At 72.0% G+C, this 18,126-nt stretch carries 13 protein-coding genes; 11 read left to right on the forward strand and 2 right to left on the reverse strand.

Annotation, left to right across the window (positions count from 1 at the left end; genetic code table 11):
* From ACTHMF_RS12220 to ACTHMF_RS12250, 7 genes are all read left to right on the forward strand, one after another.
* The coding region (locus tag ACTHMF_RS12220) for an aldo/keto reductase (RefSeq protein ID WP_440317879.1) at positions 1 to 957 on the forward strand (957 nt) is incomplete at its 5' end.
* 308 nt (positions 958 to 1,265) lie between these two features.
* Complete coding sequence (locus ACTHMF_RS12225; RefSeq protein WP_440317880.1) at positions 1,266 to 2,837, forward strand: glycosyltransferase family 39 protein; 1,572 nt, start codon at positions 1,266 to 1,268, stop codon at positions 2,835 to 2,837.
* Positions 2,838 to 2,892: 55 nt separating this feature from the next.
* The gene (locus ACTHMF_RS12230; RefSeq protein WP_440317882.1) at positions 2,893 to 4,035 is read left to right on the forward strand and encodes a DUF998 domain-containing protein; all 1,143 of its coding nucleotides are present in this window, start codon (positions 2,893 to 2,895) and stop codon (positions 4,033 to 4,035) included.
* A 15-nt stretch (positions 4,036 to 4,050) separates the two neighbouring features.
* Positions 4,051 to 4,785 (forward strand): SOS response-associated peptidase, encoded by a 735-nt coding sequence (locus tag ACTHMF_RS12235; RefSeq protein ID WP_440317883.1) that lies wholly within the window; start codon positions 4,051 to 4,053, stop codon positions 4,783 to 4,785.
* 408 nt (positions 4,786 to 5,193) lie between these two features.
* Complete coding sequence (locus ACTHMF_RS12240; protein ID WP_440317885.1) at positions 5,194 to 6,705, forward strand: sugar transferase; 1,512 nt, start codon at positions 5,194 to 5,196, stop codon at positions 6,703 to 6,705.
* On the forward strand, positions 6,705 to 7,910 hold the full coding sequence (locus ACTHMF_RS12245; RefSeq protein WP_440317886.1) for a DUF1972 domain-containing protein: 1,206 nt from the start codon (positions 6,705 to 6,707) through the stop codon (positions 7,908 to 7,910). The genes ACTHMF_RS12240 and ACTHMF_RS12245 overlap by 1 nt, the downstream gene beginning before the upstream one ends.
* Positions 7,911 to 8,142: 232 nt before the next feature.
* Positions 8,143 to 10,689 carry a right-handed parallel beta-helix repeat-containing protein gene (locus ACTHMF_RS12250; protein ID WP_440317888.1) on the forward strand — a complete coding sequence of 849 codons (2,547 nt, stop codon included), beginning with the start codon at positions 8,143 to 8,145 and terminating at the stop codon, positions 10,687 to 10,689.
* Positions 10,690 to 10,756: 67 nt separating this feature from the next.
* On the opposite strand, the gene ACTHMF_RS12255 is transcribed toward ACTHMF_RS12250, so the two are convergent.
* Positions 10,757 to 11,380, reverse strand: a complete 624-nt coding sequence (locus tag ACTHMF_RS12255; RefSeq protein ID WP_440317890.1) for an arsenate reductase/protein-tyrosine-phosphatase family protein — start codon at positions 11,378 to 11,380, stop codon at positions 10,757 to 10,759.
* A 120-nt stretch (positions 11,381 to 11,500) separates the two neighbouring features.
* On the opposite strand from ACTHMF_RS12255, the gene ACTHMF_RS12260 reads away from it, so the two are divergent.
* The 4 genes from ACTHMF_RS12260 (at position 11,501) to ACTHMF_RS12275 (ending at position 16,977) form a co-directional block, all read left to right on the forward strand.
* Positions 11,501 to 12,643: a glycosyltransferase gene (locus ACTHMF_RS12260; protein ID WP_440317892.1), complete on the forward strand. Its 1,143-nt coding sequence runs from the start codon at positions 11,501 to 11,503 to the stop codon at positions 12,641 to 12,643.
* 97 nt (positions 12,644 to 12,740) lie between these two features.
* Positions 12,741 to 14,426: a polysaccharide biosynthesis tyrosine autokinase gene (locus ACTHMF_RS12265; protein ID WP_440317894.1), complete on the forward strand. Its 1,686-nt coding sequence runs from the start codon at positions 12,741 to 12,743 to the stop codon at positions 14,424 to 14,426.
* 2 nt (positions 14,427 to 14,428) lie between these two features.
* Entirely contained in the window at positions 14,429 to 15,514 is a 1,086-nt protein-coding gene (locus ACTHMF_RS12270) for a glycosyltransferase family 4 protein (RefSeq protein ID WP_440317896.1), read from the forward strand.
* Entirely contained in the window at positions 15,511 to 16,977 is a 1,467-nt protein-coding gene (locus tag ACTHMF_RS12275) for a lipopolysaccharide biosynthesis protein (RefSeq protein WP_440317898.1), read from the forward strand. Before ACTHMF_RS12270 ends, ACTHMF_RS12275 begins: the two co-directional genes overlap by 4 nt.
* A gap of 21 nt (positions 16,978 to 16,998) precedes the next feature.
* Here the strand turns inward: ACTHMF_RS12275 and ACTHMF_RS12280 are convergent, their stop codons facing one another.
* Positions 16,999 to 17,967, reverse strand: a complete 969-nt coding sequence (locus ACTHMF_RS12280) for a hypothetical protein (RefSeq protein ID WP_440317900.1) — start codon at positions 17,965 to 17,967, stop codon at positions 16,999 to 17,001.
* Positions 17,968 to 18,126: the final 159 nt, after the last annotated feature.

The following is an 18,126-nucleotide window of genomic DNA, read 5'->3' on the forward strand; positions in this document are numbered from 1 at the left end:
CCGGCGGGGGGCTGGGCCAACATGTGGGCCGCGTGGGCCCGGGGGGACCCCCGGGGGCGCCCCCTCCGCCGGGCGTTCGACCTCGGGATCACCCACTTCGACCTGGCGAACAACTACGGACCTCCCTACGGCGCCGCAGAGATCAACTTCGGCCGCATCCTGAAGGAGGACCTGCGGCCGTACCGGGACGAGATCGTGGTGTCGTCGAAGGCCGGCTGGGACATGTGGCCCGGCCCGTACGGGCAGGGCGGCGGAAGCCGCAAGTACATGCTCGCGAGCCTCGATCAGTCGCTCGAGCGGCTCGGGCTCGACTACGTGGACATCTTCTACTCGCACCGGCCGGACCCGAGCACCCCGCTCGAGGAGACGATGACCGCGCTCGACACGGCGGCGCGCAGCGGCAAGGCGCTCTACGTGGGCATCTCGTCCTACGGCGCGGAGGAGACCCGCCGGGCCGCAGAGATCCTGCGCGACCTCGGCACTCCCCTGCTCATCCACCAGCCGTCGTACTCGATGCTCAACCGCTGGATCGAGACGGAGGGGCTGCTCGACACCGCGGGCGAGCTGGGTGTCGGCGTGATCGGGTTCACCGCGCTGGCGCAGGGGATGCTGACCGGCAAATACCTGAACGGCATCCCGGACGGCTCGCGCGCGAGCGCCGGCACCTCCTTCGACGCCGACTGGCTGACCGAGGACGCCGTGCGCCGGCTGCGCGCCCTGAACGACATCGCCGCCGCGCGCGGCCAGTCGCTCGCCCAGCTGGCCCTCGCCTGGGCGCTGCGCGACGAGCGGGTCACCTCCCTGGTGATCGGCGCGAGCAGCGTGGACCAGCTCGAGCAGAACGTCGGCGCCCTCGACAACCTGGCCTTCACCGACGCCGAGCTCGCCGCCATCGACGAGCACGCGGTCGACACCGGCGTCGACCTCTGGGCCGGCGCCCGCCGCGGCGAGCTCTAGCCCCGTCGCGGCGGTGGGCCAGCGCGTACCACCGCGCGGGGAGGGTGTGAATCCCCTGCCGGTCGGGGGCCGCGCGCCATAGATTGCGAGCAACGCGCTGGACGCGGCGCGGTGCGGATCACGGGCACCGCGTCTTCCCGGTGTGTGTGGGGCGGATCCCGGGAGGTCGGCGGAAGCCGGCCGCCCGGGATCCAGCATTCGCCGGGCGCGCCGGGACGTGTGAGTTTCCGCAGTGCTTCTCCAGGCGACTACAGACGTCCTCTGCTTGGCTGTCCAGTGTTTCCTTGCGCCGGGTAGAAGTGGGGGACATGAGCGCACCGACCGCATCGGGCCGCAGGTCCGAGCAGGACGTCGAAACCCCGGCCGAACCGCTCGCGGCGGTCCGACCGTGGACGATCGCGGTCGGTTTCGGCCTGGTCGCCGTCGTGGTCTGCGCGGCAGGCAGCTGGATCCCGTCGCTGTGGGGCGACGAGGCGACCACGCTGCTCTCGGCGCAGCGTCCCGTCGGCAGCCTGCTGGAGATGCTGACCCACGTGGACGCCGTGCACGGCCTCTACTACCTGCTGATGCACGGCTGGATCCGGCTGGCCGGCGACAGCGCGTTCGCGCTGCGCTTCCCGAGCGCCGTCGCGGTCGGTCTCGCGGTCGCCGGGATGACCCTGCTGGCCGGGCGCCGCGGCGGCCCGACCGCAGCGGTGGTCGCCGGCGTCGTCGGCTGCGTGCTCCCGCGGCTCAGCTACGCGGGCGAGGAGGCGCGCTCGTTCGCGCTCACCGCCGCGGCCGCGGTCTGGCTCACGCTGCTCCTGGTCTGGCTGGTCGACGGCCGCGGCCGGACGGTGCAGGCGGGAGTCCGCCGCGCCTGCTGGGCCCTCTACGGGGTCGGCCTCGCGCTCACCTCGGTCCTCTTCCTGTACTTCTCGACGCTCGCGCTCGCGCACCTCGCGCTGCTGGTGGCGACCCGCACGCCGCGGCGCACCGTGCGGACCTGGGCGGTCGCGGCCGGTGCGGCGATCGTCTCGCTGCTCCCGCTCGCCGTGCTCGCGTTCCTGGAGCGCAGCCAGATCGGCTACCTCGGCTCCGAGCCGTCCGACCCGTTCGGCGCCCTCTACACGCCGTGGTTCAGCACGCCGTGGATCGCCGTCGTGGCCTGGGCGCTCATCGGCCTGGCCTGCGGTTCGGCCGTGCGGACCTGGCGACGCTCCGGGCGCGGGCCGCTGCCGTTCACCACGACGTGGGTCGCGCTGGCCTGGCTCGTCGTCCCGACCGGCGCCATGCTGCTGCTGAACCTCCTCTACCCGATGTGGACCGCCCGCTACTCCACCTTCGCCGCGCCCGCCGCCGCGCTGCTCGTCGCCGACGGGCTGCTGGTCCTGGGACGTGCCGCCGCCGGCCGCTGGCGGCTGCCGGTGCTCGCGGCGACCGGCGCCGCCGTCGTCGCGTTCGTCGCGGTCTGCACGCCGACCTACCTGCTGCAGCGCGGTCCGTACGCCAAGAACGACTCGGACTGGGCGGAGGTGAGCGCGGCGATGGGTGTGCACGCGCAGCCCGGGGATGCCGTGGTGTTCGACGAGGCCACCAAGCCGTCGCAGCGCCCCCGGCTCGCGATGCACACCTACCCGGACGGATTCGCGTCCGTCGCGGACGTGACGCTGCGGACGCCGTACACCCGGAGCCACGGCTGGGCGGACACCGCCTACTCCGTCCCGACGGCCGCCGCGCTCGGCCGGTTCGACGGCGTCCGCCGGGTGTGGCTGGTCGAGAACGACATCGACGGCGCCCTGAGCAGCTACGGCCGCGCCGACCTGGAGGCGATCGGCTTCGAGGAGACCGGGCTGACGGTGCAGACGCACCGCACCCTGCTCATCGAGCTGACCAGATGAGCGGGCAGGGCGTCGCGCCGCCTGCGCGTCCGGGGTGGTGCGTAAGCTCGACCCCATGAGGGCAGCGGTGTCGGACCCGGCGACCACCCCGCACGGGGCGGAACGGCTCTCGCGGCTGCGCGCCGCGTCGGTCGAGTCCGTCGCGCTCGGCGTCGGCGCCGTGGCGTTCGCCGGGGTCGGGGTCGTCGCGCTGTTCGTGTTCGCCGGCCGCGACCTCACCATCAACGGCGACGGCTCGATCGGCCAGTTCGCCGCGATCTCCGGAGGCGTGGTCGCCGTCCTCGCGTACGCGGCCGGCCGGCTGGCGAGCTGGCGCATCCCGTGGTTCGGCGGCGCCGTCGAGTACCGGTCGCGGATGGGCGCCGCGGTCGAGCTCTTCGACTCGCTCGCCATCGCGGTCGCGCACGCGGTCGTCGTGCTGCTGCTCTGGACGGTGCTCGGCGATGTCTTCGCCAAGAGCTTCCAGGACGCGCAGGTGTTCGCCCTGCCCGGCGTCCTGCTCGTCGGCACCGCGGCGGCGGTGAGCGCCTACTACGTGTTCCTCTCCGCGGCGAACATGAACCCGCTGCTGCTCTCGACCGTGCTCGCGGTGTTCCTGGTCGTCGGCGCGATCACGAGCATGCTCACCGCATCCAATCCGCACTGGTGGAAGCAGAACCTGAGCGCGCTCGGGATGACCGATGACGTCTCCGGGATGACGTTCAACCTGACCGTGATCGTCGGCGGCATCCTGGTCACGGCGATCGCCAGGTACGCGACCGGATCGCCGGGCGCCGACGACAGGAAGCCGGACCGCGGCGAGCTGCAGGTGCGCACCGCGCTCATCCTGGTCGGCGCCTTCCTGGCCTGCGTCGGGCTGTTCCCCGTCAACCGGTTCTTCCTGCTGCACAACACCGTGGCCACCGGGATGGCCGTGGTGTTCTGCCTGCTCGCGATCGGCATCCGCTGGGCGATGCCCGGCCTGCCGCGCGCGTTCGTCTGGCTCGGCTGGGTGTTCATGGCCGTGATCGTGGCCGTCGCCGTGTTCTTCGCGGTCGGCTACTACAACCTGACGGCCGTGGAGCTCGTGGCGGCCGTGCTCATCTTCAGCTGGATCATCGTCTTCCTGCGGATCACGGTCGCGACGACGCAGGACACCACGACGGCGAGCATGCACGCGCGCGTGGCGGACGCCGGCGCCCGGAACGTCGGCGGTTAGGGGGAGACTGTCATCATGTGCGGACGCTTCGCCCTCGACTCGGAGACCGATGAGCTGATCCAGGAGTTCGTCGCGGCCGGCGGCGACTTCCGCGAGTGGCGGCCGACCTACTCCATCGCCCCCACCGACCCGGTCCCGATCGTCCGCGAGCGCGTCCGCAGCGACACCGGAGAGATCGAGCGCACCGTGGACGCGGCGCTGTGGGACTTCCACCCGGCGTTCATCCGGGACTCCAAGCGGCCGAACTTCAACGCGCGCCTGGAGACCGTGGCGAGCAACGGGATGTGGAAGGGCGCATTCGCGTCCTCGCGCGCCCTCGTCCCGATGCGCGGCTACTACGAGTGGACGGGCGAGGCCGGCCGCAAGCGCGCGCACTTCCTGCACGCGGAGTCCGGCGGCCTCCTGGCCGCGGCGGGCCTCTACACCGCGCGCAAGGTGGACGGCGAGTGGCAGGTCTCGACCGCGATCATCACCCGGCCCGCACGGGACGCCTCCGGCGAGATCCACGACAGGATGCCGGTCTTCCTGGAGCGCAGCGCGTGGGACGACTACCTGGACCCCGACAAGCTCGACGAGGCCGCCAAGGAGGACATGGTCGCCTTCCTCGCCAGCGAGTCCGACCGCGTCGCCAGCACGATCGCGAGCTACGAGGTCGACAGGCGGGTCAACAACTCGCGCACCGTCGACCCCGGCGACCCGACACTGATCGAGCCGCTGAGCGAGCAGCAGGGCGACGCTGCGGGCGACTGACGGCCCACCGGGCCTCCTTCCCGGCTGCTCGTTTGAGCACCCCCCGAATGCGGGCCCCACGTTCCTGAAAAAACGATGTATTCTCACCTTTGTGAATTGGTGAGGAACTATCAGTTTACAGAGGGGGATCCACCCGAGTCCTCAGCTGCGACAGCGACTCACCCGTTCACGCCAACCCGAAAGGCGCGCCGACCCGAGGCGCGTCGTCCGAACCCAGGGACGATCCGTGAACCCGACTCCGTCATGCCGAGCGCTTCGAGCACTCAACCCCCTCGTGGGCGCGCGGCACCGGTCGGCAAGCGGATCGCCCTCGTGGAACGGGGCCGGCGACGGTGAAACCGTTCGAGACCACGGCTTCCCCCAAGCCGTCGCCGGCTCTCCGCTCCTCCCCTCCGGGGAGGAAGCGGCATGACCGTCGTCCGTCCCCGGCTGAGCCGTCTCGGCCACGCCGCCACCCCGCTCAGCTCCGAGCGCAGCTGGGCCCGGCTGTACCGGATGCGCCTTCTCGCGACCGACTCGGTCATCATCCTGGCGAGCACCATCGGCGCGATCTTCCTGCGCTTCGGGGCCGACCAGGCGCAGACCTCCGGTCCTGGCCTGCGCATCGACTACCTCACCGTCTCGCTGCTGATCGCGGTGACCTGGATGCTCGCCCTCGCCGCCTACCACACGCGCGACCCCCGGGTCGTCGGCGTCGGGGTCACCGAGTACCGCAGGGTGGTCAGCGCCACCGCGATCACCTTCGGCCTGCTCGCCATCTTCTTCCTGGTGGCCAAGATCGACATCGCGCGCAGCTACTTCGTGCTCGCGCTCCCGCTCGGGATGGGCGGGGTGCTGTTCTCGCGCTGGCGGTGGCGGCACTGGCTCATCCGCCAGCGCTCGTTCGACCACTACCTGTCCCGCGCGCTCGTCGTCGGCCGGTTCGACGACGTCGACTACGTCGTGCGCCAGATCCACCAGAAGTCGGGAGCGGCCTACAACGTCGTGGGAGCCGCTCTCGACACGGGGAAGCGGAAGGGCGCGAAGAAGGATGCGGAGCTCGGGCGCCGCATCGCCTCCCCGGAGCGGGAGGTGCCTGTCGTCTCGGACCTGTCGGGGGTCGCAGAGGCGGCCGCCCGGCTCGGCGCCGACACCGTGATCGTCGCCGGCCGGGCGCTCAGCGGGGGCGAGTTCGTGCGCCGGCTGGCGTGGAAGCTCGAGGGCACCGCCACCGAGCTGGTGCTCGCGTCGCCGCTGACGGACGTCGCCGGCCCCCGCATCCACTTCCGTCCCGTGGAGGGCCTCCCCCTCATCCACGTCGAGATCCCGCAGTTCGAGGGTGGCAAGCACGTACTCAAGCGCGCGTTCGACTTCTTCGCCTCCGGCTTCGCGCTGCTGCTGCTCGCCCCGGTGTTCCTCGCGGTCGCCATCGCGGTGAAGCTCGACGACGGCGGCCCCGTGATCTTCAGCCAGGAGCGCGTCGGCCGCAACGGCGTGCGCTTCCGGATGTTCAAGTTCCACTCGATGGTCGTCGACGCGGAGGCGCGGCTCGCCCGGCTGCAGGAGCAGAACGAGGGGCACGGCCTGCTGTTCAAGATGAAGGACGACCCGCGCGTCACGCGCGTCGGGCGCATCCTGCGCAAGTACTCGCTGGACGAGCTGCCGCAGCTGGTGAACGTTTTCCTCGGTGACATGAGCCTGGTCGGACCGCGTCCGCCGCTCCCGTCCGAGGTGGACGGCTACGAGAACCACGTGCACCGCCGCCTCTACATCAAGCCGGGGCTCACCGGGATGTGGCAGGTGAACGGCCGCAGCGACCTGTCCTGGCAGGAGAGCGTGCGGCTCGACCTCTACTACGTGGAGAACTGGTCGCTCACCGGCGATCTCGTGATCATGTGGCGCACGGTCAAGGTGCTCACGCATCCCGTGGGGGCGTACTGATGGCCGCGGCCGGCGGCCGTCCGCTGCGCATCGCGATGATCGGGACCCGCGGGGTCCCCGCCGCGTACGGCGGCTTCGAGACCGCGGTGGACGAGATCGGCCGCAGGATGGCGGCGGCCGGCGCCGAGGTGACGGTGTACTGCCGCACGAAGAAGGGCGCGGAGCGACCGGCGCGCTACGAGGGGATGCGGCTGGTGCATCTGCCTGCGCTCCGCTCGAAGACGCTGGAGACGCTCAGCCACACCGGGCTGTCCGTGCTGCACGCCGTGCTCCGGCGCCGGTTCGATGCGGCGTTCGTGTTCAACGCGGCGAACTCGCCGTTCCTCCCGCTCCTGCGCCTGGCCAGGGTTCCGGTGGCGGTGCACGTGGACGGCCTGGAGTGGAAGCGCGGCAAGTGGGGGCGCGCGGGGCGGCAGTACTACCGCGTCGCCGAGTCGCTCGCCGTCCGCTGGGGCGACGCCCTGATCGCGGACGCACAGGGCATCGCCGACTACTACGAGCGCGAGTTCGGCGTGGAGACGCGCCTGCTCACCTACGGCTCGAAGCGCATCGACGCCGTCCCCTCGGCCCCTCTCGCGGAGCTGGGCCTGGAACCGGGCGGCTACCACCTCGTCGTCGCGCGGTTCGAGCCGGAGAACCACGTCGACGTGATCGTGGACGGCTACCGGCTCAGCGGCGCCCGGCTGCCGCTCGTGGTCGTCGGCTCGGCGCCGTACGCCGCCGAGTACTCGCGCCGGATCACCGAGCTCGCCGCTTCCGACGACCGCATCCGGCTGCTGGGCGGGGTGTGGGACCAGGAGCTCCTCGACCAGCTCTACGCCAACGCGCTCACGTACGTGCACGGGCACTCGGTCGGAGGAACGAACCCGTCCCTGCTGCGCGCCATGGGGGCCGCGACGGCGGTGATCGCGTACGACGTGGACTTCAACAGGGAGGTCGCCGGACCGGGCGCTCGCTACTTCGGCGACGCCGAAGAGGCGAGCAGGCAGCTGGAGGCGGCGGAGGCGAGCCCGGAAAGCACAAAGTCTTCTGGGAGCGCGCTGCAAGAAAGGGCGCTCGAACGGTACGATTGGGACGGAGTCGCGGCCGGGTATACAGAACTGGCTGTTCACCTCATTTCGGGGCACAGTTCCGCGGGTGCGCGTGGTAGACGAGGCGGTTCGGTCGCGGCGACGGAGGGTACAGGACACGTCGTCGAAGCGTGAGCGACACGCTCTATAACAATTCGACAACAGCGGTGCAGTGGTGAATACTTCCTACAGCGCCGCCCTCGGACCCCCCATTCCGCCAGATCCGGCTGCCATCCCTACCCGAGGCGGCGGGAAATACAACCCGCTTATGACGAGCAAAAACCCCCGCGATTTCACTTCAAACCACGGTCGGCACGCCGCCACCAGCACATCGAACACCAAGACCAGAAGGCCTCGCGCCCGCACGGTGGCCATCGCCACCGCGCTGACCGCCGCGCTCGCCGTCCCCGTGGGCGTCGGCGTGGCAGGCGCCGTCGCCGCACCGGCTCCGCTGGTCTCCGACTCGTTCACCCGGACGGTCGGCTCCGGATTCGGCTCCGCCGGCACCGGCGGCGCCTACACGGCGACCAACCCGTCCGCGACCTCTGTCGCGTCCGGGACCGGCGTCTTCACCCTGAAGCCGGGCGTCGGTGCCGCCACGGTGCTGCGTTCGGTGTCGGCCACCGATGTGACCGCGTCCGCGAAGTTCACCGTACCGACGCTGCCCACGAAGGGTTCCGGCGTCTACGCCGCCCTGCAGGCACGCATCAACGGCTCCAGCCACTACGAGGCGGTCGTCCGTTTCACGTCCTCGAAGGCCATGACGCTCCTGGTGCGCCGTGCCGACGGTTCCGCCTCGACCATGATCGTGCCCGAGCAGCGGATCGCGACCGGCATCACCGCCGGTAAGGCGTACACCCTCGAGTTCTCGGTGACCGGGTCATCCCCGGTCGCGCTGAAGGCCAGGGTGATCCCGGCCGGAAGCACCGCCGGCGCCTGGCAGGCGAACGGGACCGACGCGAGCGCGAAGCGCCTGACGTCCGGTTCGCTCGCCGTCTGGGGCTACCTGTCGAAGGCATCGACGGCCGCCACCCTGAAGGTCGACGACCTCGTCGCGACCGCCGGTGCGGCCGCCACGACGCCGACGACGCCCACAACGCCCACCACGACGCCGAGCACCACGCCGACGAAGCCGACCGCCCCGACGGCGACCCCGGCTCCCGCGCCGACGACCCAGCCCACCGCCCCGGCGACGCCGACGAACCCCGACACCTCGGCCCCGGCGCAGACGGCCTCCAACGGCGTCTCGACCTCGGGCGCGCGCCACAGCGTCGGCTCGGCGGCCATCGGCTCGACCCGCTACGCGGTCCCGTCCGGCGCCGTGTTCGCGGCGGCCGGTGCGGCAGCAGGCGGCAACGGCACCCAGGCGAAGCCGTACGCGACCGCCCAGGCGGCGATCAGCGCGGCTCCGAGCGGCGCGACAGTCGTGCTGCGCGGCGGCACCTACCACGAGACGGTCACGGTGCCGTTCAACAAGAAGCTGATCATCCAGTCCTACCCGGGCGAGGCCGTCTGGTTCGACGGCAGCCAGAACTGGGGCAACTGGAGCGCATCCGGCTCCACGTGGGTTTCCGGCGGCTACACCTACGCCTTCAACAACAGCCCGTCGTACTCCGGCAACCTGAGCGACGCCTCCCGCTACATCGACCCGAACTACCCGATGGCGGCGACGCCGGACCAGGTGTTCATCGACGGCGTCTCGCAGCGTCAGGTCGCCTCGCGGAGCGCCGTGACGGCCGGCACCTTCTACGCCGACAAGTCCGCGAAGCAGCTGGTCCTGGGCAGCAACCCGAACGGTCACTCCGTCCGCGTCAGCACGCTGCAGGAGGCCCTGCGGATCCAGGGCGCCGGCACCACCGTGCGCGGCATCGGCTTCGAGCGCTACGCCACCTCGGCGATGCAGATGGGCACGATCACCGCGCAGGTCCCCGGCATCACGCTGGAGAACCTGGCGATCGTGGACAACGCGACCATCGGCCTCTTCGCGTGGAGCACCGACGCCACCCTGCGCAATCTGACGATCGCCAGGAACGGGATGCTCGGCTTCGGCGGGAACTCGGCCTACGGGCTGAAGGCCAGCGGCCTTCTCGTCGCCGACAACAACAGCGAGCACTTCAAGAGGGAGCCGATCTCCGGCGGATTCAAGATCACCCGCAGCCGCGGCATCTCGATCACCGACAGCGCCTTCCTGCGGAACGCGACCACCGGCCTCTGGCTGGACGAGTCGGTGTACGACGCGGCCGTGACGGGCAACGACTTCGTGTCCAACGGCGGCGACGGTGTGGAGGCGGAGATCTCCGCCCACGTGACCATCGCCGACAACGTCGCTCGCGACAACGCCGGCAACGGCATCCGGCTGTTCGACACCTCCGACAGCGCGGTGTGGAACAACACGTCCGTGCGCAACGGCCGCAACATCGCCCTCATGCAGGACGCGCGGCGCGAGACCGACCTCTCGGTCCCCGGTCACGACCCGAAGCGCCCGCAGCCGGACCCGACGTTCTCGTGGATCGTGCAGAACGTGACCGTGTCGAACAACGTCCTCGCGGACGCGACCGGCCTCGCCCAGCTGACCGTCGAGGACCAGGCGCACAAGCTCTCCGGAGCAGACATGCACCTGACGATCAACGGCAACCTGTACCAGCGCACGGTCGCGAACAAGCCGTCCATCGACATCGTCTGGATGCAGACCACGACGGCGACCAAGGGCTACGCGACCGCGGCGGCCTTCGCCGCGGCCACCGGCCAGGACACCCGCTCGACGTCGGTCACCGGCACCGGAACCCTCACCTCGGGCCTGACGCTGACCAGCTCCGCGCTGTCCCAGGTCACCTCGATCGCCAGGTCCCTGCCCGCCTCGGTGGCGAGCCTGGTCGGCCAGCCGGCCGGCACGCTGCACCTCGGCTCCTGGTGATCGCCTGAGCTGAGCGACGACAAGGCCCCTCTCCGCTTCGGCGGGGAGGGGCCTTTCGCGCGTCGGGTCACGCCGGGACGGCCGCCCCCGCCATGAGGATGCGGGAGAGCTCCTCGGAGACGGCGGCGACCGAGTGCACGACGTCCGAGTGGGTCTTGGGGCCCTTGCCGTGGCCGTCGCCGATGTCGAGCGGGTTGCGGTGCCGCGCCGAACCGACGAACCGGCGGCCGCGGCCACTGGAGGGCATCACGATCGTCGCCCGCAGCGTGTTCAGCCGGTCGACCGCGTCCGCGAAGGTCGCGGAATCCGACCGGCGCCCGTGCCGAGCCGCGCCCTCGAGCAGGAAGGCCGCCTCGCGGAGAGTGAACGTGCGCGACCGGGCCGCGGAGGAGAGCTGGGCGACGGCGGCCCGCTGGGAGGTGTCGGTGGTGAGGATGAGGTCGGCCGTCTCCACCAGACCGACGTCGAGGAGGCCCGCCCGCGAGCGCTCGGCGAGGTAGCCGGGCACGCCGCGGTTGGACAGCACCCGCGCCGCGGTGGAGCACAGCTCCTGGTCGTTCGCCGCGGTCGTCCCCGCGCTCAGCACGGTGAGGCTGCCCGGGAACGCCGGCCGCAGGCCGACGGTGAGGATGGCCGCCGCCAGTGGCGATCGGCAGACATTCGCTGTGCAGACCACGAGGATGACGGGCATCGGTTCTCCTTATGTGAAGATTGCTCATGATTGTAAGCGGGAATCGGCTCGGAGCGCACCCTCGGGCGGTAGAGTCGTCGGAATCCGCCCGCGCACACCGTCCCGAACGAAGGAGACGACATGCCCATCGGCCGGCAGCCCTCCGTGCTCGTCGCGCATCCCGGCGCGGAGCTGTACGGGTCGGACCGGGTGATGCTGGAGACCGTCGGGGCGCTGGTGGACGCGGGCTACCGGGTCACGGTCGCCGTTCCGGGCGACGGGCCGCTGATCGCCGAGGTGCGCCGACGGGGTGCCTCGGCCGAGATCATCGCGGCACCCGTTCTGCGCAGGCGCCTGCTCTCCCCCGGCGGACTCGCGTCGCTCGCCGGGCAGCTGCCGGTCGCGGTCGCACGCGCGATCGCGACCATCCGCCGCAACGACATCGACGTGGTCTACGCGAGCACGCTCACCATCCCGACCTGGCTGCTCGCCGCCCGGCTCGCACGCCGCACCGCGGTCTGCCACGTGCACGAGGCGGAGAGCAGCGCCGGCCGGCTGGTCAAGCGGGCACTGTCGACCCCGCTGCTGCTCGCCGACGCCATCGCCGCCAACAGCGAGTTCTGCGCGGGCGTCCTCGCCGAGCCGTACCCGAGGCTCGCCGGCCGGACCAGCGTCGTGCTGAACCCGGTGGACGGCCCGGCTGCGGTGACGCCGCCGCGCGAGGAGCTGGACGGCCGCATCCGCCTGGTCTACGTCGGCCGGCTGTCCGAGCGCAAGGGCGTCGATGTCGCGGTCGACGCGGTGACGATCCTGCGGGGCCGCGGCCGCCCGGTCTCGCTCGACCTGGTCGGCGACGTCTTCGCGGGCAACGAGGGGTTCCGGACCGAGCTGCAGGAGAAGATCCAGCGCGCCGGCCTCGGGGATGCGGTGCGCCTGCTCGGTTTCCGGCCGAGCGTCTGGGATGAGCTGTCCGCGGCCGACATCGCGCTCGTGCCGTCGCTCGCCGACGAGACCTTCGGCAACGCCGCCGTGGAGGCCATCCTCGCCGAGCGTCCCGTCATCGCCTCCGACACCTCGGGCCTCCGCGAGGCGGCCGCCGGATACGACACCGCGGAACTCGTCCGGCCCGGGGACGCCGCGGCGCTCGCGGACGCCGTCGAGCGGATCGCCGATGACTGGCCCTCGTACCGCGCCGGCGCCCCAGGAGCCCGCGCGGCGGCGGAGCGACGGCACGCCAGGAAGCGCTACGACGCCGACATCCTCCGGGTGATCACGGGCGCCTGAACCGCGCCCGCCCCCACGACGGGGGACAAGTTTGAGCTTTACTCAGCTATGCGGACGGGCCTACCGTTGTAACACCCGACCCGAGAGGACCACCCGCGTGGACCTGCATCAGTACCTTCTCGCGATCCGTAAGCGCTGGATCACCATCGTCGCGCTGATTCTCGTCGGCGCTGCTGCTGGATTCGTCGTCGCCGCCCAGACGACCCCCGTCTACCGATCGACCGCGAGCGTCTTCATCTCGGCTCGCCAGGGGGACAACACCTCGGAGCTGCTCCAGGGCTCGACCTTCGCGCAGAACGTCGTGCAGTCCTACGCCGCGCTGGCGACGACGGAGAGCGTGCTCAAGCCGGCGATGGATGCTGTCGGCTACAAGGGGACGTACAACTCGTTCGCGGGGAAGATCACGGCCGAGACGCCGATCAACACGGTGATCATCAACATCTCGGCCGATGACCCGGACCCGTCGAAGGCGCAGGACATCGCCTCCGCCGTGACGTCGTCGCTCTCGGACGCGATCAGCGCGATCGCCCCGAAGACCAGCGCGCACCAACCCGCGATCACGACGTCCGTCATCGCCGCGGCGACGCTCCCGAAGGCGCCGATCTCCCCCAACCGGTCGCTCTCGATCATGCTCGGCGCGGCCGCCGGCCTCGCCCTGGGTCTCATCTACGCGGTGATGCGGCAGCTGCTGGACACCCGCGTACGCACCAGCGAGGACATCCAGCGGGTCGCCGAGCTGCCGATCCTCGCGCGCATCCCGCGCGGGCGACGGCGCACGGACCCGCTCGCCGTGCTCGCCTCGCCGGGCTCCGCGGAAGCCGAGTCGTATCGCGGGCTGGTCTCCAACCTCGAGTTCGCCGACCTCGACCGCTCCATCCGCGTGGTCGTCGTCACCTCGCCGTCCGTCGACGACGGCAAGAGCACGGTCTCGGTCAACCTCGCGCTCGCCATGGCCGAGCGCGTCAACCGCGTGCTGCTCGTGGACGCCGACCTGCGTCGGCCGTCGGTCGCGAACCTGTGCCAGATCGAGGGGTCGGTGGGCCTCACGACCGTCCTCGTCGGCCGCGCGTCGCTCTCGGAGGCGGTGCAGCAGTGGGGTGCTCCGAACCTGGACGTGCTCGCCGCCGGCTCCATCCCGTCGAACCCCAGCCAGCTGCTCAGCTCGGAGGCGTTCTCGTCGCTGGTGCGAACGATGGCCGCCGAGTACGACTTCGTGGTGTTCGACTCCGTCCCGCTGCTGACCGTGACCGACACGCTCCCGCTCGCCCGGCTGACCGACGGCGCGCTGGTGACGGTCCGCTACAACGGGACGACGCGCCACGACCTCGAGCACGCGCTCGAGTCGCTGCAGCGGGTGAACGCCCCGGTGCTCGGCGCCGTGATGAACTTCGTCCCCGCCGCCGCGAGGAGCCCGTACACGAGCTACGTCGCGCCGGCGGCGAGCGCCCCGCGCTGGCCTGCCTCGGCCGCGCGCCGCGGCAACGGCGGGCGCTCGGAGCGGGGCGTCTGGGGCATCCGCACCGAGGCCAAGTCCGGCGACCGTCGCGGGGCGGCGCGCACCGACGACGGGGATCTGTCGGCGTCCGACCTGTCGGCGTCCGACCTGTCCGCGACCGACCTCTCGGCCGCCGGCCTGTCCGCCTCCGACTTCTCCGCGACCGATCGGGCCGCCTCCGACCCGTCCGCGCGGCCGGCCCCGACCGCGGACGCGCCGGACGCCGAGTCCGAGTCCGAGCGCGTGGACGCGGATCGCGAGAACACGGTCGCATCCGGGCGAGAGTGACGATGACCGAGAGCCGGACGGTCCATCGCAACGTGCGGCTGTACGAGGTCGTCCGCTCGGCGCACCTGGAGCGCGCGCACGAGTTCGCCCCGGCGAGCATCCTCTACCGCAGCAGGCGCTACGACTATGACGCATCGCTGGAGTCCGGTCTGGACCTCGCGCAGGCCGGTGACGTCTCCGCCGCGCGCATCCTGCTGCGCTCGGACGTGTCGACGCTCGAGGTCAACGAGCCGCTCATGCTCTCCTCGGCGGCGCGGAGCGCGCTCTCGGTCGCCGCGCTCCGGCTCTCCGACCGGTTGCGCGGCCGGCGGACGACGATCGTCAGCTACGCGATCGAGAACCTGGAGCCTCCCCGTCCGGCGCACGCGAGGGGCAGGGCGGGACGCTGGGCCCGGATGCGGCTCGCGGCGTACGTCCACCGGAACCTGGACCGGCTCGCCTACGGCACCGACGCGGCGCGCGAGCTGTACGAGCGCTCCTTCCCCGCGCGCGCGGCACTGCGCACCCGCACGATCCCGGCGCTACCGAGCGCTGCCGACGACGCAGGTACCGCCCGCCGCGCGCCGGTCGTCGGCTTCCTCGGCGCCTTCGACGAGAGGAAGGGACTACGCCAGCTGCTCGACGCCTGGCCGCTCGTCCGCCGCGCGCGGCCGGACGCGCAGCTGGTGCTCGTCGGCAAGGGCGCCCTGCAGCCGCTCGCCGAGGCGGCCGCGCACGCCGATCCCTCCATCTCGCTGACGGTCGATCCCCCGCGCGCCGCCATCCCGGCCGCCCTGCGCACCATGAAGGTGCTCGCGCTGCCCTCGCAGCCGCGCCCGCGCTGGCGGGAGCAGGTCGGTCTGCCGATCGTGGAGGGTCTCGCGAACGGATGCCTGGTCGTGACCACGACCGAGACGGGCCTGAGCGCGTGGCTGTCCGCTCACGGGCACCAGGTCGTCGCACCGGACGCGGGAGCCGTCGCGCTCGCCTCCGCCGTCCTCGCAGCGATCGACGACCCGCGAGCACCGGCCGACATCCTGACGACCCTGCCCGCCGTCGACGGACGGCGGGCGGCGGACCTGTGGCTCTTCGAGCCGGCCGCGACATGAGCCGCAGCGACACCCGCGCCGCGCGCGGCGGGACCGGCGGCGGGACGAAGGGAGCGGCGGGCGGAGCGACCGTCCGCAGGGGCGGCATGGCCAGGGCGGTCTCCTCCACCGCTGCGACGAAGGTCCTGGTGATGGGCCTGTCCGGACTGATCGGCATCTTCACCAGCCGGATGATCATCACCCACTTCGGCACCGAGGCGTACGCGCAGTACGGACTGCTCACCACGCTCTCGACGCTGCTCCCGTTCGCCGATCTGGGCATGGCCGCCGTCGTCATCAACGCGATCGCCGGGTCGTCCGACCCGCGCACCGATCCGGTGGTGCGCCGCACGATCACCACTGCCATGCGCATCCTGATCGGCGCGGGCCTGGTCATCGCGGGCGTCGCCCTGGTGATCACCCTGCTCGGCTGGTGGCCGACGCTGCTCGGCGCCGGGCTGACGCCGGGCTCCGGCAGCATCGCCGCGTTCCTGTGCCTGGCGATCTTCGGCCTGACCCTGCCGCTGACGGTCGGCCAGCGCATCCTCGTCGGTCTCGACAGGACGACGACGCAGACGGCGACGCAGTTCATCGTCGCTCCCTTCATGTTCCTCTCGGTGGCCGTCCTGGTGCTGCTCGCCGTCCCCGCGGACAGCTACCTCGCGGTGTTCTCGTACATCGCGAGCGGCCTGGTCTCCGTGCTCTGCCTCGTGCTCGCCGCGCGCGCGCTGCGGCCGCAGGTGGGTGCGGCGATCCGGGCGGTCCCCCGGGTGCGGCGGGAGCCGAACGTCGCCGCGTTCGGCCTCGCGTGGCCGATGCTCGCCCAGATGCTGGCGCTGCCGATCGCGATGCAGACCGACCGGCTGCTGCTCAGCCACCTCACCCACGGCACCGAGCTCGCGCAGTACAACCTCGCGACACAGCTCTACGGGATGGTGCTGCAGACGATCGCCGCCGCCGGCGTGGCCTTTTGGCCGGTGTTCGCCCGCGCACGCTCGGCCTCCCGGGTCGAGTCGCCGTACCGGCCGACGCTGGTCTTCACCGGAGGCGCCCTGGTCGCGTCCCTGCTGCTCACCGCGGTGCTGCCATGGGTGACACAGTTCGTCTCGAGCGGCAAGCTCACCCTGGATGGCTGGCTGGTGGGCGGGTACATCGCGTTCATCGTCGTGCAGGCCGCGAAGTACCCGATCGGCATGTACATGACCGACCAGCGCGGCCTGACGTTCCAGGTGCTGCCGATCGTCATCCTGGTGCCGATCAACCTGGGCCTCTCGTGGTGGCTCACGCTCACGATCGGCGCGGGCGGCCCGATCATCGGTTCCGCGGTCGCCGTGCTGCTGTGCCAGGTCATCCCGAACCTCTGGTACGTGCGCCGCGACCTGGCGAGGAGGCGCGCGCAGGCCGGCGCCGACGCGGCGGAGGCAGCAGAGGCGGCGGAAGCCGCCGAGGCCGCGCCGGAGTCCCAGCCCGCGCCCGGCGACTAGATCGCACGCCGGCTCGCGTCATCACAGCCCCTCGATCGCGGGCCCGGACGCGAGCGGGATTCCGTGCGCGTGCAGCAGCGCCCGCATCCTGTCCACCCGGCGACCGGTCTCCCACCGCCACGACATGACGCGCACGCCCAGCGCCTCGATCGCCCGGCGGCGAGCGTCGAGCCGCGCGACGGCTTCCGCCGGCGATCGTCCGCGGAGCATCGCGGGATGGATTGTCTTGGCGGCCCCGTCCGCCTCCCCGGCCAGGCCGAGCTCCGGCCAGAGGAAGTCGACCCGAGCACGGAACCCCGCGTCGTCCCGCAGCGGCACCTGGAGTCGCGGAGGCGGGGCTCCGGCGAGCGCCATGGTCGCGCGGCTGACGGACTCCAGCACGGACTCCGCGCGCCCGTCGGCGAAGCCCACGACGGCGAGCGCACGCCGCCGACCCACCGGTTCCGGGATGCTCTCCGCTGCGGCGCGGATCAGCGGTCGCGTCGCCAGCGCGGCTCGCTCGCCGAACGGTCCGGTGGAGAGCGCGGCGTCGGCGAGGACGACGCCGCCGACGAACGACGTGGCAGCGGCGAGGTCGGCCACCGTCCTGGCGACGGAGGTGACCCGCAACCCGCAGCGCTCGCAGACGTCGCCCGGCGGACCCTCCGTTCGGCGGTGCGCGATCAGACCCGGCGACACGGTTTCCGCGCGGCCCGAGGCGAGCACGTGGATGGCCTCCGGTGGATCGTGCAGCGCCGGGAGGCCGCGCAACAGCGCGGCGGACCAGGCGCAGAACACCGGCGGCCGGGCACGGGTCGCCGCGTACGCGTGCAGCCGGGCGAGCCCGTCCCGGCGCGCGCGGTGCCGTGCGATGTCGACGATGCTCGCGTTCCGGCCCGGTTCGAGGAGGCGCAGGTGCGCCCGGCGCAGACGGACGCGGTGCTCGGCGGTGGTCGCGCCGCGACCGACGGAGCCGACGGGAGTGATGGGGGTAGTGGAGGTACTCGTCATAGACCAAGCCTCCGGCGGAAGGCGCGCGGCGGGGCCGGGACCGCGGAATCTGTAGAGGGATGCCGGCGCGGCCGGGGAGGTGGAGAACATCGCGAGCGGCCGCGCATGTCCCCACAAGACGGGGTGCCGTCCAGCCATCCGAAAGGTCGCTCCCGATTG

Origin of the sequence: Leifsonia sp., from assembly GCF_051955155.1 — a bacterium.
Lineage (GTDB): Bacteria > Actinomycetota > Actinomycetes > Actinomycetales > Microbacteriaceae > Leifsonia.